Here is a 15,176-nt window from a genome sequence, read left to right as displayed (position 1 = left end):
CATGAGCATCCCGAAGCAAAAGAACCAGCCCCGTCCGGCCGGTCCCCAGGAAACCGCCGACTCCGGACCGTCAGCCACCCGGGGCATCGTCGCGGCCACCATCGGCAACGCCCTGGAATGGTTCGACATTGCCATCTACGCCCTCCTGGCCATCTACATCGGCCGGAACTTCTTCCCCAGCGACGATCCAGGGGTGGAACTGATCCAGGCCTTCGCGGTGTTCGGCGTCTCGTACCTGATCCGACCCGTGGGTGGCTTGGTGCTGGGCGCGTTTGCCGACAAGCACGGACTGAAAAAAGGCCTCACGGTCACCATCCGGCTGATGGTGGTGGGCACCGCCCTGATCGCCTTTATGCCGAACTACCAGAGCATCGGCATCCTGGCGCCGGTCGGAATTGTCCTGGCGCGGCTGATCCAGGGGTTCTCCGCCGGCGGCGAGTTCGGTGCCGCAACGGCGTACCTGATCGCGCAGAACGGCAAGCGCAAGGGTTTCCTGGGCAGTTTCCAGTTCGCCAGCCAGGGGTTGGGCAGCCTGCTGGCGGCCATCTTCGTGGCCGTGCTGACAACCGTCCTTTCCGATGCGGACATGACGGCGTGGGGCTGGCGGATTCCGTTCCTGTTCGGCCTGCTGGTGGGACCGGCGGGCTTCCTGATCCGCAGGAACATGCGGGAGGTTCCTGTGGCCGTGGACCCCGCCAAGGACGGGCGTGAGCACTCGCCGGTCAAGGAAGTCTTCGCCACCCAGAAAACCGGCATCCTGCTGGCCGGTGGTGCGCTGGCAGTCTCCACGGCCCTGAACTTCATCCTGCAGTACATGCCCACGTTTGCCATCAAGGAACTGGATATGGAGCCGGGCATCGCGTTCACCTCCCTGATCATCACCGGCGTGATCCTCACCTTCGGGACCCCGCTGGTGGGCCACCTGTCGGACCGGTACGGGCGCCTGAATATCATGGTTCCCACGGTGATTGTGCTGATGATCGGCGTGGTGCCGCTCTTCCTCTGGGTGATCACGGCCCGCTCGTTCCTGGTCCTGGCGCTGGTGATGACCATCCTCGGCCTGCTCAAGGCTGCCTACTTCGGGGCGCTGCCGTCAGTGATGTCCGATGCGTTCGATCCGCGGACCCGGGCCACCGGCCTGTCCTTCAGTTACAACACGGCAGTGGTGGCCTTCGGCGGGTTCACGCCGATGATTGCGGCGTTCCTGGTGCAGCAGACCGGGCAGGCTGTGGCCCCCGGCTACTACCTTGCAGTGGTGGCAGTCATCAGCCTTGTGGCGTTGGCCTCCGGCGTGAAGCTCCGCGGGATCCGCTGAGGCGGGACGGCCCGACGCCGCACGCCTGCGCCAGTAGGCGTGCCGGGGCCGGGCTGTCCGCAGTGCCACGGGGTTATGGACAAGCAGCCGCAGCCGTGAATCGTGAGAGCATCATTGAGTGACCGACGACACTTCGCTTGAACTGCCGCCCCTCTACGAATCCCTGACCTGGCTGACCCCGCTCTCCGAGGAACGCGCTGCACGCCTTGTGGCGTTTTTGTCCAACCCGGCACCGGCTGAGGTGCTGGACATGGGGTGCGGATGGGGTGAACTGCTGCTTCGGGTTTTGACGTCGGCCCCGCAGGCACGGGGACGCGGGGTGGACAGTGCTTCCGCATCCATCGACCGGGCGAGGCAACAGGCGTTGACCCGCGGGCTGCTCGACCGGGCGGCGTTTGATTCGATGCCTGCGCGGGAAGCCCGGGTTCGCCCCGCAGACGCTGTCATTTGCATCGGCGCGAGCCAGATCTGGGGGCGGCCGGTCGAGGACGCGCAGCCGCTCGACTACGGCGCGGCCCTGCGTGCCCTTCGGGATTTGGTGCTTCCCGGCGGCCGGCTCGTCTACGGCGAGGCGATCTGGTCAGCAACACCTCATCCGGCTGCCACCGCCCCTCTGGCTGGACGTGATGACGAGTACCTGTCAGCGGATGCGTTGCGCCAGCAGATCCGCGCCGCTGGTTTCGAGGTGGTGGACAACGACCAGGCAAGCGTTCAGGAGTGGGACGTGTTCGAGGCCGGCTTCCGCGACAGGTTTACCCGTTGGCTGGAAGCACATGATGCGGACCATCCCGCCGCGGAGCAGGTCCGTCGGCGATACGAGGAACAGCGCGCTGCCTACGAAGAGGGCTACCGGGGCGTACTCGGGATGGCGTATTTCTGCCTCAGGGGGTAGGAGACCCCTGAGACTCACCGATCGCGGAAACCGTAGAGGCTTCCGGGGTTGAGAAACTGCCGCCCCCACAGGAGGCGCCTGTCGGCGCTGGTCAGCATTCCAAAGTCCGCAGCCTCCGCCCAGTGCTCACGAATAGCGTCCTCGATTCGGGCAACGATGGTGTTGGCCTCATCCCTGGTCAGGTCATAGAGACTACGGACGGCGATGAGGTCAGATACGTTGTTCCGCCTTGTCCCTTTCCGGTCATATGCGATGGCCTGCGAAGCCGTCTCTCCGCTACGCCGCATGGGCGAAAGGTCATAGGCGGGGCTGAGTATGGCTACGGATCCGTCCCAGAGCGCCGCGTGGTTCCTAAGGTGGTCGTCGGAGTTGGAGATTGCCATGCTGAACGCGATGCGTCCGAAGAGTTCGGCGGCAGTACCCTCGGGCGCACCGTTGCTGCGAAGAGCGTCCAGAAACTCGACATAACTGCCGCTGCGCGCCTGCAACTCGTCCAAGCCGGTCAGGGTCAGGGCGCTCGTCGCAAGGATGCGCCCGCCGTCGTTCGTTCGGTCGAATCGCTCAACCAGCAAGACAACCCGGCCGAGGACGCTCTCGACGCGGGTTCGAGCGACGTTGAGCCCCGCCTTCCCGGCGAGAAACATGCTCGCTGCCTCTGCCCCGACCACCGGGAAGTGGTCGTTGGACGCGGTGAACTTCGCTATGTACTCGCGACCAGAGTCGTGGATGACGGACTTCGGGCGCGCCCCACCCATCGCTGTACCGCTCAGGAGGGCCCGCTCGAGTTCGAACGGCAGATCGCCGCCGGCTTCAATGAGGTCTGCGGCGTCCAGGAGAGTTTCCAGCGGGGCGGGGGCCGCAGCACGCGGGACGTAGTCGGTGACTGACCTCTGGAAATCGATGGCGCCGAAGCGGTTGGAGCCGGAGTTCAAGAGATATGTGCGTTCATCAAGGTTACCGGTGTCGGCGTCGTCACCGCGGTCACCGGTGACTTGGTACTGAACTACGCGCCGCCCCCAGGCATCTGGCGAAGCGTCGCGCAGGGCCCCAGGTAGCCCCAGTGACCCGGTGGGCCCGAACGTTCGCTCGGACAGCGGGAGGGTTGGAGCCAGGGAGATGGCGTTTCGGCGCTCCAGGTACCGCCGGCCGTAGTCGAAGGAGAACTGGCCGGGCGCACCTTCTCGAAGACGGCCAGCGGGCACCGGTGCGGTGGCCTCGGGCAGCCACGCCCAAACATATATGTCAGAAGTCGAGGCCATCGTCGTTGTCCCGCTTTTTGTCGACGCGTGTGGGAAGCAGTGCGAGTCGTTCCTCGCCTCGTCGGCGGAGCGCGATGAGTTCACTGGGGTCGTCGACCCCGAACAGGGGGACGCCAACGATCGACGCAACATTGAACACGTTGCCGATACTGCCCGCGGCGCTTCCGTGCTCGATGGCCGCCAGGGTTTTCCGCGTAATGCCAGCTGTGCCAGCGAGGTGCTCGGCGGTCATCCCTCGCGCAACGCGGGCCATCCGAATTTGCTGCCCGAGCACGGCAACCGCGTCCTCGGCAGTGCGGGTTAGACCAAGTTCTCGACGTCCCATGGGTAATAGTTTACCCCTAAAGCACACTTATGGGTAAACTATTACCCATTCAAATTTGTGCGAGAAGGTGGCCATCAGTGAGCGCGTCGTCGTCGCGACAGTTGCCTTTGACCTGCCGGGCGCCAGGGTGGGAACTGTACGTAACGGAACAATTTCTCCCATTTCCTCACGGCAAACCATTGACCTCGTCAAGCAGCACCTGATAAAACAAAAAGGCAGAAAGCGTTTACTGCTGCTGTAAAGCCCCTGTCAAAAATAGTGACAGGCGCCTTTCGGCCGAGAAATGAAACGTTCCAAGCCCGTTAGCGCGCCACCTCAGGTGCCGCAGCATCAAAGGAGATGTTCTTTGACTTATCCCTCGCACAACAAATCCCCGCAGGACCCCGGCTGCCGCAGTCGCGGCTGGAAAACCGTCCCGCTTGCGGCCGCCGCGTCGATAACGGCAGCAGCACTGGCCTTCACGGGTGTGTCCCTGGCCCAGGCCGCCCCGGGAAATCCGGGCCAGCCGGCAGCCGGCGCCACCGCGCTCAAGCGGCAGGTTGAAAACCTGGACCGGGCGCCCGTTGCGGTGCTGACAGACCAGGGTGTCACCTTGGGCTGGCGGATGCTGGGCCTGGACAAGGACAGCATCGGCTTCCAGGTTCTCCGGGACGGCAAGCAAATCACCAAGCAGCCCATCCGGGACACCACCACCTTCGTTGATCCCGCCGGTACGGCCGACTCGAAATATGTCATCAAAACCGTGGGCAACGGCAACGGCCAGGACAAACTCAGTGCGGAATTCACCCCGCTGGCCCACGACTATCTGGCCATCCCGCTGGACAAACCGGCGGACGGCATCACCCCTGACGGCAAGGCGTACACCTACTCCGCCAACGACTCCAGTGTGGCGGACCTGGACGGCGACGGCAGCTACGAGATCATCCAGCTCTGGAACCCGTCCAACGCCCAGGACAATTCCAAGGCCGGGTACACCGGCAACGTGTTTGTCGATGCCTACAAGATGGACGGCACCAAGCTGTGGCGGATCGACCTGGGCCGGAACATCCGGGCCGGGGCACACTATACGCAGATGCTTGCCTACGATTTTGACGGCGATGGCAAGGCGGAAGTGGCCTTCAAGACGGCGGACGGTACCACGGACGCGGCAGGCACCGTCATCGGGGACGCCGCGGCCGATTACCGAACCAGCGCCGGCTACGTGCTGTCCGGCCCGGAATTCCTCACGGTCTTCAAGGGGGCCGACGGCACCATCATGGACACCGTTCCGTACGATCCGCCGCGCGGATCCGTGGCCTCCTGGGGGGACAACTACGGCAACCGGGTGGACAGGTTCCTGGCCGGCGTCGCTTACCTCGACGGCGAGAAGCCGTCCATGATGTTCAGCCGCGGCTATTACACCCGGGCGGTCCTGGTCACCTATGACCTGGTGGACGGCAAGCTGGTGAAGCGCTGGACTTTCGATTCCGACGTCGCCGGCGACCAGTACAAGGGCCAGGGCAACCATAACTTGTCCGTGGCCGACGTTGACCAGGACGGCAAGGACGAGTTTGTCTTTGGCTCCATGACCATCGACGACGACGGAACCCCGCTGTACAACACCAAGCTGGGCCACGGCGACGCCATCCACACCGGAGACCTGGACCCGGCCCGGCCCGGCCTGGAAACGTTCGCGGTCCACGAAAGCATGAGCCAGAGCGGCAACCGGGGCGCCACCTTCCGCGATGCCGCCACCGGTGAGGTGCTGTGGAGCATCCCCGCCATCAAGGACACCGGCCGCGGCGCCACCGGCGATATCGACCCGCGATTCGCCGGCTCCGAGAGCTGGGCCGTGGGTGGCGACGCCGCCTGGAACTCACCCGTGGGGTTCCTTATGTCAGCCAAGGGGGAACGGATCTCCGACAAAATTCCGGCCGCCAACTTCATGGCCTGGTGGGACGGCGACCTGCTCCGCGAAATTGTCGACCACAACTTTGATGCCGTAGCGGGCGTGGGCGTTCCCACCATCTCCAAATGGAACTGGGAAACCGAAACCAGCGATAACCTGCTGACCGCCACCGGCGCCCGCACCAACAACCACACCAAGGGCAACCCGTCGCTCCAGGCTGACCTCCTGGGCGACTGGCGGGAGGAACTGGTCTTCCCGTCGACGGACAGCACCGAACTGCGGATCTACACCAGTACCTCACCCACCGAAATCCGGCTCCGCACCCTGATGCACGATCCCATGTACCGTACCGGCGTTGCGCGGGAGACCGTGGGCTACAACCAGCCCCCGCACCCCAGCTTCTACCTGGGCGAGGGCATGGCCACCCCGGCCATGCCGGCCGTGACCTATTCCGGCAGCGGCGAGTAGCAGCAAGCAGAAACCTGCGGGCCAACCGCACCGGCTTTTACCTCATGGCGCCGGTCGTCCCCAAAGGGGCGGCCGGCGCCGGTATTCCCGGGTTCGTCGGATATGCTCCCGTCATGCGTCTGGCGATCATCGGTGCCGTCCTGCTGGCCGCCGGCGGCGCAGCAGCCCTTTTTGGTGTGGTTCCGGCCGCTGATTTCGGGGCACTCGTTGAGCGCGTCGCCCCCATCCTGGTGTTTGTGGCGGCCATGACGGTGGTGACCGAGCTGGTCAGCGAGGCCGGCCTGTTCCAGCTCCTGGCCCGGCGTCTGCGGAAGTGGGGCCGGGGAAGCAGCGTCCTGCTGTGGCTGCTGGTGTCAGCTGCCGCCTGTGTGACCACCATCTTTCTGTCCCTGGACACCACGGCAGTCCTGCTGACACCCGTTGTGGTGACCCTGGCACGCCAGGCAAAGCTCCCGCCGCTGCCCTTTGTCCTCACCACCGTGTGGCTGGCCAATACGGCCAGCCTCCTGCTGCCCATCTCCAATCTGACCAACCTCCTGGCCCAGCACGCGATGGGAGGGATCACGCCGCTGCAGTTTGCCCGGCTCATGCTTGCGCCGGCGTTGGTGGCCATCATCATTCCGCTGGCGTTCATCGCAGTTGTTTTCCGCAAGGACCTGGCCCGGAAGTACCAGCCACCACTGGACGCCGCTCCGCAAAACGTGCCGGACCGGGTCCTGCTGTACGGCAGTGCGGGCGTTTTGGCCGTCCTGCTGGTCATGCTTGTTTCCGGGGTGCCGGTGTGGATTCCCTCGACGGGCGCGGCCCTCATGCTCGCCGTGATCTTCGCGGTCCGGAGGCGGGCAGTGCTCTCGCCGTTGCTGGTGCCGTGGTCGCTGCTGTTGTTCGCCTCAGGCCTGTTCCTGGTCATGGAAACAGCCCAGCACCTGGGGGCGCCCGCGCTGCTGTCCGCCCTGTCCGGCCAGGGGGACGACGCCGGGGAGCTGCTCCGCTTGGCCGCCACCGGCATGGTGGGCGCCAACCTGCTGAACAACCTGCCGGCCTACCTGGCCCTTGAAGCAGTTGCAGGGTCCCCGCTCCGGCTCGCGGCGCTGCTGATCGGCGTTAATGCAGGCCCGCTGATCACGCCCTGGGCCTCGCTGGCCACGCTGTTGTGGCACGACCGGTTGCAAAAAATGAACGTGTTGATTTCCTGGAAGGGGTTCGCCGTCTTCGGCCTGCTGGTGGGCCCGCTGACCGTCTTGGCGGCCGTCGCAGCCCTGGCACTGACGGCCGGTTAGGTACGGGCGGTTTTGGAACGGCAGGTTAGGGAAGAGGCGGTTCGACAACCGCTGTTAGGGAACGGCCGACGCCGGACCCGCCCCCGGCAACCCGAAGGCGGGATCGCGGCGCAGGGTCAGGGCTGGCGCAGGTTGTTGTTGATGGGCGGCAACGGGACCGCCGGCAATCCGCCGTCTTCGCGCTCGCCCTTGCTCGCAAGGTCTCCCTCAGCCGTACCGTCGGATTCTCCGGACGTGTCCACCAAACCGTTCGTCTGGTCAAAGGTGTGGCCGATCCTGTCATCCCCCAGGTCGGCGACGGAACCCGCCGAGCCAGTGCCCGGCGTTGTGCTTTCCACCGGAACGTCCACCACGGGGGTGGCGGCCGGACTGCCGGCCCCAGCGGCCGGCACAGGTTCCACTGTGACGGGAGGAACGGTTCCCCGTGTTGTGTCGTCCTGCTTTGAAGTGGCGGCGCCCACGGCGGCAACGGCGCCGGCGGCGGCTGCGACGCCCAAGCCTGCGGCTACGGCTCCTGAGATGCCTGCCTTGCCGGAATCCCCACGCGAACCGGCGGCGTCCTCGACGCCGGGCGTGCCCACGGTCCCGCCCTGGTCCACGGTCCCACGCCAGGCTCCGCTGGCGTAGCCTTCGTCCTCGATGAACTCCTTGAAGCGCTGCAGGTCGGCCTCGGCCTGGCGGTCCACGACATTGAGTTTGTCACCGACTTTTTCGATCAGGCCTTCCGGTTCGTATTCGAGGGTCAACTGCAGGGACGTCTGACCGCCGCCCACATCCTCGAACTCCACGGCGCCAGCATTGGTGGCACCCTCGGTTGCCGCCCAGGCAACCCTGCGGTCCACCACCTGCTCCAGGATGCGGGCCTCCCACTGGCGGCGGATGCCACCGATCTCGGCCACCCATTCCAGCCGGTCGTCGCTGAGCTGCCGGACACTCTTGACTCCGCCCATGAAGTGCGGGAACTCTTCGAACTGGGTCCACTGGTTGTAAGCAGTGCTGACCGGAACGTTGACCAGAATGCGTTTTTCCACCTTGGTGCTCATCGCTACTCCTTTGCTGTCTACACGAACCTGAGGAACATTCGAACATTCATCAGTATGCTTACCATATAGCGTCGAAGACCCGGATTCCAGAGGGGCCGGAGGGGATCAGGTTTGGCGACAGTCCCGGTTGGGTGTGAAGGCGGGGCCTGATTTCTCCGGCAGAGCCGGTCACTGGCCGGACCTGTACACGATCGAGTCGAAGACGGTGCGCGCCTCATTGGTCAGCTCCGGATTGATCGCTTCGTGGAATTGGACCACCCAGCTCACGGCGCGCTGCCCGTAGAGGTCGACCACCCGGTACGCTTCATGCTCTTCCCGGGTTGAGTACCAGCGTGTGCACTCGTTGGAGAGTTCTGAGTGGATGCAGAACTTGCCGCGGTCGCAGGCTGTGACGTCCATGTTGCCCTCGATGGCGTGGTCGAACTCGAAGCCGGAATAGTTGCCAACCTTGACCTCCACGGGAGGGGTGCTCGCCGTTGACGCCTGCGCCGTGACCGCGTCGACGAAGGCCTTGGCCGACGGATCGATCCGGACGAGAGCGCCCTCCCACGCGCAAGCGTCCGTCGGCACATAGCCGGCGGACCACCAACCCACGAAGACTGCCATGTCATCCGGGTGATCCGGGTCGTCTTTGCGCAGGCCATCGCCGTCTTCACTGGACCAGCCGGCTGGGACGGTGATCTCAAAAGGCACCGGGTAGCCGGGGGCGAGGACGAGGTAGGCGCCGGCGTCAATTTCGCCGCCGTCAGGCAGTGGCGGGATCGTGGCGGTGCCGCCGCCGTCCGGCCCCGGCGGAACCGCGCAAGCCTCGGTGGCCGGAGCAGGGGAGGGCAGGCGGGAGGCGTCCTTGGACTCATACTCGCAGGCGCCGAGACATCCGACCAGGGCGATTGCCACCAAGGGCACGAGATGACGGAAACGCCTGGCAGTCCTTCCGGGGGGCGTCACGGGGCGCATCGATCCACCAGGCCGCTACAGGAAACTGTGAGGCCCCGCAGCCGGGTGGCCCCGCGGGCGGCACGGGATAGTGCCGTCCATTCAAGTTTGCTCCGGCACGGAACCCGTGACAATGGAGAGTTGTACGGGACCCGTTTCGACGCATGCAATCCCCGAAATGACTGGCGCGCCGTGGCGGCGTTCAGATATGCCCATCCCTCCGCCAGGCACACCATACCGGCGCTGGATAGGCCGGACCAGAGCCCATGATCATGGGCTTCGGGACGCTTCCGCCAACGCCCGAAGGGCCCCTTTGGGCGTACCGGTGGCCGCGGTTCGGCACGGCGGTTCTGCAGGGCGGACGACGGCGGCACCCGGGTTCCGTTGCCGGCCCGGCCGAGTGCCGGCGTCGTCCGTCTTTGTGGTTCAGCGCAGGTGCTTGCCCACCAGCGCCAGGTTCTGGATGACGGCGAGGCCGAACTGGGCGGTGTCGTTGGTGGACACCGTTGGCGCCTCGTCCACCGGCAGCAGGACGTACGGGGGTTCAATGCTCCGCAGCGTAAACGCCGATTCGTGGTTGAGGTGCTCGCCGCCCTCGGCGAAGCTTTCCCATGCGCGGGCGGCCAGGTCCGGATCGTCCAGCCGGGCGGCGGCCCAGGCAGTCAGCCGGCTGTGCGCCTGGGTGAGGTAGATCCCGGGCAGCGGCAGGCCAACGGCTTCCTCCTGCTCCGCAGGCGTGGCGAGGAAGAGCCGGCAGTACTGCAGCCAGGCCCGTTCGAAGTCCGGGTCCTGCACCAGGTCCACCAGTTCGCTGCAGATTTCCACCAGGCCGAAGACCGCGCTGAGGTGGGACACCTGGATCAGGTCCCGGCTGGTGTCGAACCGGCCGGTGTCCAGGTTGTACAGCGCTTCGCCGGTGAGGAAGCCGTGCTTGAGTTTGCCGATGTCCGCCATGGTGCCCAGCAGCCGGTCGCGGGACCGCGGGTTGCCGGTGCGCTCCCAGTCGGTGAGCCAGGTGGCGGCCAACGAGCCCCAGTCCGTGCCAAGGCCCACGCCCAGCGCTGCGCGGTCCGGGCGGTAGGTGTCGGCGTCGGGCCGGACCTTGCGGACGGGATCAAGCCCCAGGAAGTTCGTGTCGCTGTCCACCAGCTCCGTGAGCAAATCGCCGGTGCGTTCGTCGGCCGTGAGGTAGTAGTAGAACCGGCGGTAGGCAGGGGTGCTGATGCGCAGCTGCTTGGCGCTGCAGCCCCAGTGCTGGACGTTGTGCCGGGACCCCAGGCCGCGCCACGGACCCAGGTGGTAGACGTCTACCTCGCCGGTGTGCCGGGTCATGGCTTCGGCGAACCGGAAGATGTCCGCCCGGCCCGAGCGCAGGTACGAATACCAGAGCCACAGGTCCGGGGAGAGCTCGGAGTTGTCCCACGCATAGCCGCCCACGTCGTACCGCCATACGTGCCGGTCGAAGTCGTAGGTGTGCATCACGTCGCCGTAGTTCCAGAAGCCGTACCAGCGGCGCTGCTCCACCTGGCCCTGGTAGAAGTCGAACAGGAAGTCCAGGCTGTCCTCAAGCTTGGCGCGCGCTGCGGTGCTGCGGTCCACGGGATCCCAGTCGCCGAACACCCCCGCCGAATGCAGGTAGTCCGGGCCGGCCTGCAGCAGTGCCGGTGCGGCAGCCATCGCGGCGTCCGCGGCGAGGCTTTCGGTTTCCGGGGTGGCACCGTAGGCGAAGAGAGTTAACTCATGGGTGCGGGCAATGCCGGTGGGGTTGCCGAAGCCGGGCTCGTAGTCCTCGTAGGTGATTTCAAGGCCTTCGAGCTGTTCGGCGAATGTGTCCTGCCCCAACCCGTCGTGATAGAACCGCAGGTCCATGGGCTGGGCTTCGGGGGAGTAGAGCCAGGCGGTCAGCGAGGCTTCCCCGGTTGCCGCGCCCCGGATGTCCAGCTGGCCCGGGTGGGACTGCCAGAAATCCTTGATGCCCACGCCCAGCCCGCCCCGGGTGTCCGTCAGCGAGCAGAACCCTGCGGACCGGGTTCCCCCGGAGATGCCCACCCAGGCATGCCCGGCGGCCGTGCGTTTCCGGAGTTCGAAACCGTCAGCGCTGAGCTGGGTCAGGGTGTAGTCGTTCCAGGCCGGGATCAGGTGCAGGCGTCCGGAAACCTCCGGGTTCCAGCTCTCCGCGGGCGGGGTGGGCCGGCCGGCAATCTGCGCAGCCCTGGTTTCTTCGCCGGGATCCCGGCGAAGGCCCGTCAGGCCGCGGACGGCCTCGGCCAGGAAACCGCCGTCAGCTCCGGCGATCCTGATGTGGCGGTTGTGCAGTTCCGCCTCCAGCGGCACCGTGAACCGGATCCCCAGCCCGGCCAGGAAGTCCCGGTCCGCATCGCCGTCCCAGATAAAGGAGTGCACCACCCGCACGCTGCGCGCGTTGGCTGAAAAGTAGAACCGCACCACAAACGGCAGCCAGTGGCTGCGTCCGCTGTCCGAGGCATCCGGACGGTGCCGGCCTTCAACGCGGACCACCGCCCGGACCGGGCCGTCCTGTTCCAGCACGACGGCGGTGACCTCGCCGGTGAAGGCTTCCCGGCTGGCCGTTCCGGCGCCCTCGGGGATTTCGTCCTGCAGCAGGCTGACCAGGCGGGCGTCCCGTGCCACGGTGCGGCCGTCACGGGTGAGGCTGTTGAACAGTGTGGTGCCGCTGCGCGGAAGGACCATCCGGAGCTTTCCGGTATCCACGGTGATGGCGTCAGGTGCTTCGGTGATGTGCAGGACGGGTCCGGGTGTCGCGGCGGCGGCATCACGGCCGCTCGTGTGGTCGACGCCTGGCCCGCCCTCGCCGACGCCTGGCCCACCTTCGCCGGTGCCTGCTGCGCCCCCGCCGGTGCCTGCCGCGCTTCCACCCGCGCCTGCGGCGCTTCCACCCGCGCCGACGCGGTACCCCGCCGCCGGTGTACTGCTCGCCGGCAGGGCCAAGCCCGCCCATTTCAGGGATCCGTCAGGCCACGTGGCGAGGGTCCAGGCCTGGCTGGACACCGGTGCGCCGAGATCGTCCGTCACGTTGAGGAGTTCCGGGCCTGCCACGGAACCGCGGGCAAAGGGCATGCCCCACGTGGTGCCGCCGCTGATCTCAGCCGGCGCTTCGCCGTCGAGCCATCTGATGGGGGTATTGACCGTCATGGGATCCAAATCCGTAGGGAGGTGGTGCGCTGCAGACACCGCACTATCGTCCGGGAAAGCGCTTTCTGATTCGTTTCAATTTAGTCCGCCGTGACGGCCAAGGCAAGGGCCCGCCGCAGTCAGGTGTCTTCTTTCGGGCTGGATCGCTTTCCGCTCTGGCCGCAGCGGGGCAACTGTGCTTGGCTGATGATGCAGTGAGCAGCACCGTCGCAGCTCATCTGGCCGGTCTCCCATAATCGGTGCCCGCTACCGGCAGGGTCCGGCAGTCAGCACTCCGGAAACCAGCACCGCGGCAGCACACCGCCGGAAGAATTGCGGCGGACCTTGTTGGCAGGATCCAAGCACGGCCGGCCTGAGCCGGCCACGGAAGGAACGCGCATGGCACCGTACAAGATCGGCTATTTCGTGGGGAGCCTGGCAGCGGGCTCCATCAACAGGATCCTGGCCAAGGCCCTGATCTCGGTGGCCCCGGACGACCTGGAGTTCACGGAAATCCCCATCAAGGACCTGCCGCTGTACAGCTACGACTACGACGCGGACTTTCCACCCGCTGGCCGTGCGCTGAAGGAGGCCATCGAAGCCTCTGACGGGATCCTGTTCGTCTCACCCGAATACAACAGGTCCATCCCCGGTGCCCTGAAGAACGCCATCGACTGGGGTTCCCGGCCGTGGGGCACCAACTCGTTCGCCCGGAAGCCCACGGGCATCATCGGCACTTCACCGGGCAGCATCGGCACCGCGGTGATGCAGTCCTCGATGCGCAGCGTGCTCAGCTTCCTGGACGCACCGCAGCTCAACGCCCCGGAGGCCTACGTTAAGTACGACGCCGGTGCCTTCGGCGACGACGGCGAGGTCAAGGACGAGGCCACCCGCAAGTTCCTGAGCCACTACATGGAGGAATACGGGGCTTTTGTTGAACGGGTCCTGGCGGCCAACGCGCCCGGCCATATCGGCGATGCAGAGCCTGACGAGGGCAAACTCTCCCGCTGACGAACCACGCGGCGCCGGCCAGGCCGTGACCTAGTCGAGTGGCAGGGTCACGGTCACGCTGGTGCCGGCGCCCGGGGTTGAGTTGATGTCCAGGGAACCGCCTGCCTCATGCACTGCCACTGCCATCAGACGCAACCCATAGCCGTGGTGCCGCCCGCAAGTGGCGCTGTGGCTGTCAAAGCCTGTGCCGTCGTCGGCCACCACCAGGCGGATACCGTGGTGCACCGCCGAAAGCTGCACCGTGAGCCGGGACGCATCCGAGTACTTGAACGCGTTGCTGAGGGCTTCGCGGGCGGACTGGTACAGAAGGGTGGCGCAGTCCGGCGGGATCTCGATGCCCCAGTGCGGAGTGTCCCAGTTGATGGTGGTGCCGCGCCGGCGCAGGGGCCCGGTGAGGCGGTCGATGCATCCGGCCAGCCCCAATGCGTGGAAGTCCAGCGGATGCTGGTCCGTGAGGACGCCATCCACTGCGATGACGCCGTCGTCAAGAGCTGCCCTCTGTGCCATGCCGTTTCCTGCTCCCCATAAGCTGGTTGGTCTGATGGCACCAGCGTGAACCCGCAATGTCAGGGCCCTGCAAGGTTTGGGTCAAGATCCCATCAATTCTGCCCGGCGGGTGCGCTGAACTACTGTGGCCCTTGGGGCGTCCCGCCACGGGAACAGCCCCGCCGGAGTGGTTCCTGCGGGAACCGGAGAGTGGGATCGTATGCCGGTGTGGCTGCAGGCGTTTGCGTGGGGTACTGCCGCGGGGGCGGCGCTGGTGCTGGGAGCGGCCGTGTCCTGGCGCTGGAAGCTGCCGCCCAAGGTGGTCTCCACCGTGATGGCGTTCGGCGCGGGCGTGCTGATCTCCGCCCTGGCCTTCGAACTGGTCGATGAAGCGGTGGCCGGCGGCGGGCTGTGGCCCACGGTGGCAGGGTTCATGGCGGGCGCGGTGGTGTACGTCGGCGCCAACATGCTGCTGGCCCGGGCCGGCGCCAAACACCGCAAGCGTTCCGGCGGCCAGCAGCCGTCCGAGCAGGACAGCCCCGGCAGCGGGTCCGCCATCGCGGTGGGCGCATTGCTGGACGGCGTGCCCGAGTCCGTGGTCCTGGGTGTGGGCATGCTGGCGGGCGGCGCCGTCAGCCCGGCCATGATGGCTGCCGTTTTCATCTCCAACGTCCCCGAGGGGCTGTCAGGGACCGCCGGCATGAAAAAATCCGGCCGCAGCGCCGGCTACGTTTTTGGCCTGTGGGGCGGCATCGCGCTGCTGTCCGGGCTGGCGTCGCTGCTGGGATACGTGGCGCTGGAGAACGCTTCCGGTGAGCTGGTGGCCTTCATTACCTCGGTTGCCGCCGGCGGCATCCTGGCCATGCTGGCCGACACCATGATCCCCGAGGCGTTCGAGGAGCACCACAACCTCACCGGCCTGACGGCTTCCTTGGGCTTCCTCACCGCCTTCACGGTCCACCACCTGGGCGGCTCGTAGACCCGGGCGGCCGGCACGCTTCCACGGACCGTACGACGGCGGCGCTGCAGCCAAGTGCCGCGCCGCTGAATCCCGTAAAACCCCGGGGACTTCGGGGTTCAGAAGTGTACGCCGCCGCCGCCTTTAGGCCCGTCATGATCTTGA

The 15,176-nt window shown here is 66.4% G+C and carries 12 protein-coding genes; 6 read left to right on the top strand and 6 right to left on the bottom strand.

The genetic code is table 11. The features are described from left to right. Window position 1 precedes the first annotated feature (1 nt). Together ACU18_RS08055 and ACU18_RS08050 are read left to right on the top strand one after the other, a co-directional pair. Window positions 2–1,315: an MFS transporter gene (locus tag ACU18_RS08055; protein WP_050685024.1), complete on the top strand. Its 1,314-nt coding sequence runs from the start codon at window positions 2–4 to the stop codon at window positions 1,313–1,315. Window positions 1,316–1,433: 118 nt separating this feature from the next. After that, complete coding sequence (locus tag ACU18_RS08050) at window positions 1,434–2,207, top strand: SAM-dependent methyltransferase (RefSeq protein ID WP_050685023.1); 774 nt, start codon at window positions 1,434–1,436, stop codon at window positions 2,205–2,207. A 14-nt stretch (window positions 2,208–2,221) separates the two neighbouring features. Here ACU18_RS08050 and ACU18_RS08045 read toward each other — a convergent pair whose 3' ends face one another. Further along, window positions 2,222–3,409 carry a type II toxin-antitoxin system HipA family toxin gene (locus ACU18_RS08045; protein WP_231686031.1) on the bottom strand — a complete coding sequence of 396 codons (1,188 nt, stop codon included), beginning with the start codon at window positions 3,407–3,409 and terminating at the stop codon, window positions 2,222–2,224. Between the two features lie 40 nt (window positions 3,410–3,449). Next, entirely contained in the window at window positions 3,450–3,698 is a 249-nt protein-coding gene (locus ACU18_RS20415; protein WP_350224305.1) for a helix-turn-helix transcriptional regulator, read from the bottom strand. Between the two features lie 376 nt (window positions 3,699–4,074). Between ACU18_RS20415 and ACU18_RS08035 the strand changes: the two genes are divergently transcribed. Together ACU18_RS08035 and ACU18_RS08030 are read left to right on the top strand one after the other, a co-directional pair. Further along, window positions 4,075–6,147, top strand: coding sequence for a rhamnogalacturonan lyase (locus tag ACU18_RS08035; protein ID WP_231686029.1), 2,073 nt, complete (start codon window positions 4,075–4,077; stop codon window positions 6,145–6,147). 113 nt (window positions 6,148–6,260) lie between these two features. Continuing rightward, window positions 6,261–7,427, top strand: a complete 1,167-nt coding sequence (locus ACU18_RS08030; protein ID WP_050685047.1) for an SLC13 family permease — start codon at window positions 6,261–6,263, stop codon at window positions 7,425–7,427. Between the two features lie 116 nt (window positions 7,428–7,543). Here ACU18_RS08030 and ACU18_RS08025 read toward each other — a convergent pair whose 3' ends face one another. From ACU18_RS08025 to ACU18_RS08015, 3 genes are all read right to left on the bottom strand, one after another. Beyond that, a complete protein-coding gene (locus ACU18_RS08025) occupies window positions 7,544–8,470 on the bottom strand; it encodes an SRPBCC family protein (RefSeq protein ID WP_050685019.1) in 927 nt (308 codons plus the stop codon). A gap of 168 nt (window positions 8,471–8,638) precedes the next feature. Continuing rightward, window positions 8,639–9,376 carry a hypothetical protein gene (locus tag ACU18_RS08020; protein ID WP_331456831.1) on the bottom strand — a complete coding sequence of 246 codons (738 nt, stop codon included), beginning with the start codon at window positions 9,374–9,376 and terminating at the stop codon, window positions 8,639–8,641. A gap of 456 nt (window positions 9,377–9,832) precedes the next feature. Beyond that, entirely contained in the window at window positions 9,833–12,577 is a 2,745-nt protein-coding gene (locus tag ACU18_RS08015) for an exo-rhamnogalacturonan lyase family protein (protein ID WP_050685017.1), read from the bottom strand. A gap of 378 nt (window positions 12,578–12,955) precedes the next feature. Between ACU18_RS08015 and ACU18_RS08010 the strand changes: the two genes are divergently transcribed. Beyond that, a complete protein-coding gene (locus ACU18_RS08010) occupies window positions 12,956–13,567 on the top strand; it encodes an NADPH-dependent FMN reductase (RefSeq protein ID WP_050685016.1) in 612 nt (203 codons plus the stop codon). 30 nt (window positions 13,568–13,597) lie between these two features. Here the strand turns inward: ACU18_RS08010 and ACU18_RS08005 are convergent, their stop codons facing one another. Further along, on the bottom strand, window positions 13,598–14,074 hold the full coding sequence (locus ACU18_RS08005) for a sensor histidine kinase (RefSeq protein ID WP_050685015.1): 477 nt from the start codon (window positions 14,072–14,074) through the stop codon (window positions 13,598–13,600). A 199-nt stretch (window positions 14,075–14,273) separates the two neighbouring features. Here ACU18_RS08005 and ACU18_RS08000 point away from each other — a divergent pair, with 199 nt between their 5' ends. Next, window positions 14,274–15,032 carry a ZIP family metal transporter gene (locus ACU18_RS08000; protein WP_050685014.1) on the top strand — a complete coding sequence of 253 codons (759 nt, stop codon included), beginning with the start codon at window positions 14,274–14,276 and terminating at the stop codon, window positions 15,030–15,032. The last annotated feature ends 144 nt before the right edge of the window (window positions 15,033–15,176 follow it).

Source organism: Arthrobacter sp. ZBG10 (assembly GCF_001238605.1).
In the GTDB taxonomy this organism is placed as follows: Bacteria; Actinomycetota; Actinomycetes; order Actinomycetales; family Micrococcaceae; genus Arthrobacter.
The sequence above is the reverse complement of the archived record's forward strand: the minus strand, read 5'-3'. Positions and strand labels throughout refer to the sequence as shown.

Excerpts from the sequence above, each read along its gene's own strand:
- ACU18_RS08055 (WP_050685024.1), top strand. The coding sequence starts at position 2 with ATGAGCATCCCGAAGCAAAAGAACCAGCCCCGTCCGGCCGGTCCCCAG.
- ACU18_RS20415 (WP_350224305.1), bottom strand. The coding sequence starts at position 3,698 with ATGACCGCCGAGCACCTCGCTGGCACAGCTGGCATTACGCGGAAAACC.
- ACU18_RS08035 (WP_231686029.1), top strand. The coding sequence starts at position 4,075 with ATGAAACGTTCCAAGCCCGTTAGCGCGCCACCTCAGGTGCCGCAGCAT.
- ACU18_RS08030 (WP_050685047.1), top strand. The coding sequence starts at position 6,261 with ATGCGTCTGGCGATCATCGGTGCCGTCCTGCTGGCCGCCGGCGGCGCA.
- ACU18_RS08025 (WP_050685019.1), bottom strand. The coding sequence starts at position 8,470 with ATGAGCACCAAGGTGGAAAAACGCATTCTGGTCAACGTTCCGGTCAGC.
- ACU18_RS08015 (WP_050685017.1), bottom strand. The coding sequence starts at position 12,577 with ATGACGGTCAATACCCCCATCAGATGGCTCGACGGCGAAGCGCCGGCT.
- ACU18_RS08010 (WP_050685016.1), top strand. The coding sequence starts at position 12,956 with ATGGCACCGTACAAGATCGGCTATTTCGTGGGGAGCCTGGCAGCGGGC.
- ACU18_RS08005 (WP_050685015.1), bottom strand. The coding sequence starts at position 14,074 with ATGGCACAGAGGGCAGCTCTTGACGACGGCGTCATCGCAGTGGATGGC.
- ACU18_RS08000 (WP_050685014.1), top strand. The coding sequence starts at position 14,274 with ATGCCGGTGTGGCTGCAGGCGTTTGCGTGGGGTACTGCCGCGGGGGCG.